This is a genomic window from Streptosporangium sp. G11 (assembly GCF_051192615.1).
Taxonomy (GTDB): domain Bacteria; phylum Actinomycetota; class Actinomycetes; order Streptosporangiales; family Streptosporangiaceae; genus Streptosporangium.
The window spans coordinates 1-2,046 of record NZ_JBPJUQ010000248.1 but is presented as its reverse complement, the minus strand read 5'-3'; the positions used below and the strand labels follow the sequence as shown (position 1 = coordinate 2,046).

The window sequence follows — 2,046 nt, the reverse complement described above, 5'->3', positions numbered from 1 at the left end:
CTCTTGGTCGAAATCAGTCGTCTCAGGGGCCTCGTTGCCACGTCAACCCGGTAAATCGGCTTAACTTACCGGCGTTGGTGTTTGCCGCAGTAGTACGGGCGGTCGACGGCCACGCGATCGATGGGGATGAGCGTGCCGTCCAGCGCGACGAAGGCGTATCCGGCGCGTGTCGCCGTGCGGAGTGCCTGCTCCAGGGTGGGCGAACGATGGGCGAGCAGGGCCACGGCCTCGTGGACATAGCGCCAGGCGGTGGTTGCCCCGACTCCGAATCCGGCCGCGAGCTCGGCGAATGTCTCACCCTTGCGCAGGTGGACCAGTACCAGCATGGTTTAACGGCCCGGGATTGAGCCGGCGCCAGGTCGAGCCGATCGCAGCTCGGTGACGGCGGATCACGCCGGTCAGGTAGGTCAGGTAGGTCAGGCTCTGGTGCGACAACGGCAGCGCAGCACGATAGAACAGCACCTCGAAGCCTCTGCTTACAGGTTGATCTTGGTCGACAACCGGCGATCTCTCGGGCCTATCTTCGACGCAACACTCCCGCATAAAGACTCTTTTGTAGTATGGAGTTACAGTTTCCGGAATAGCGTGCCGCATTATTTCACGTGAACAAAAAGATAAACAAAGAAGAGAGTTTGGGGAACTTGTAGTTGCGATACTCGAAGGGAATAAGTCTATGGATTCCCTTTCTCGGTAAAACGGCTTTAAGTGCTCCGCGCGTCATGGAGGCTCGCGCCCGGCGAATCAGACAGGGCCGCGAGTCACCGTCCCAGAGGGCGGTACCGGAGGAGTACAACACCGTTTCCGAATCGGCGTTCATCGATGAGCTCGAGGTCGGCGCGCGCGTCGGTCGGTAAGGCTGGCTTTCCCCTACCAAGGACAGTGGGCCAGACGTACAGCTGGCACTCGTCAACCAGCCCGGCCTTGAATGCCTGGGACGCGAGGTTCGCACCCCCTACGGTGATATCGCTGCTGGCCGCGGCCTTCAGTTCGCGCACTGCGGTGGGGTCGAAGTGGCGTTCGATGCGGGTGTTGGCGGTCGACGCGGCGGTCAGCGTCGTGGAGTAGACGACCTTGTTCGCTGTCTGCCAGGCGGTCGCGAAGTCGGCCATGAGGTCGGACTGTGCCGCTAGCGTGGCGTCGGTCTCCCACACGGCCATGGTTTCGTATAGGCGCCGCCCGTAAAGGAACGTGCCCGCGGATTGCAGGAGGTCTGTGTGGGACCGGAACACCTCGGCGTCCACCGGGCCGAAGTCGAAGGCGCCACGCTCGTCCTCGATGTAGCCGTCCAGAGTCATATTGGTCACGTAGATCAGCTTGGTCATGCCACGACACCTTCACGATCGGCCGCGATCTGGGCACTTGTTAGCGCGGCGTCCAGCTTGGTAAACGCCTCGAGCCAACCCAGCTCGCTGGGGCGCGCCAGGTGTGGTGGGAGCCACTGGCGGATCTCGAGTCGCGTGCGTCCCTCGCCCTCGTCGTGGAACTCGAATCGGAATCTTGTTGCGAACGGCTCGATGCCCTCCTGCAGTTGGCCGGCTACGTGCATGACGCCCTCAAGCAGTTCGCCGTCTGTGACGTCTGTGAGGTTGACGTAGATGTGAATGCGAAGGTCTGGCTCGTTGGCAGAGACCTCCGTCCACCGCTGATAGCCGCCGGGACGCACGTCGAAATCGATCTCCTCGCGCGGCAGCGAGTTGCCCATCGGGCCCCACCACTCTGCCAGGTGGTCCGGATCGGTGAAGGCTCGGTAGACGAGCTCACGTGGCGCGTCGAACACGCGCGGACGCCGAACGGGCGCTGTGGAAGATGGGCACGGACGGTCGGCGACTGCACCCATGACCGGCGTTTCCACGCCCTGGTGCTCCTGACTACTTTCGCCAGTCTGCGATGGGGCGAGGTGAGCGCGCTCCGCCGCAGTGACATCGACCTCGATGCGGGGACGGCGCGCATCCGGGCAGTCTTCGTCGAGGGTCGCGTCCTCGGAGCGGTGTAAAAGGCTCGACGAGGTAGGTGCCGTGGGTTGATCTTAGGCGGCCTCGGTCGTGG

2 protein-coding genes and 1 pseudogene are annotated in these 2,046 nt (G+C 63.1%); all 3 read right to left on the bottom strand.

Going from position 1 to position 2,046, the window contains the following annotated elements:
- Positions 1-74 precede the first annotated feature (74 nt).
- Positions 75-462 (bottom strand): annotated as a pseudogene (locus tag ACSDR0_RS50250) (helix-turn-helix domain-containing protein); the annotation flags it as partial.
- 296 nt (positions 463-758) lie between these two features.
- Positions 759-1,322 carry a dihydrofolate reductase family protein gene (locus ACSDR0_RS50245; RefSeq protein WP_435296072.1) on the bottom strand — a complete coding sequence of 188 codons (564 nt, stop codon included), beginning with the start codon at positions 1,320-1,322 and terminating at the stop codon, positions 759-761.
- The gene (locus ACSDR0_RS50240; RefSeq protein ID WP_435296071.1) at positions 1,319-1,852 is read right to left on the bottom strand and encodes an SRPBCC family protein; all 534 of its coding nucleotides are present in this window, start codon (positions 1,850-1,852) and stop codon (positions 1,319-1,321) included. The genes ACSDR0_RS50245 and ACSDR0_RS50240 overlap by 4 nt, the downstream gene beginning before the upstream one ends.
- Positions 1,853-2,046 lie beyond the last annotated feature (194 nt).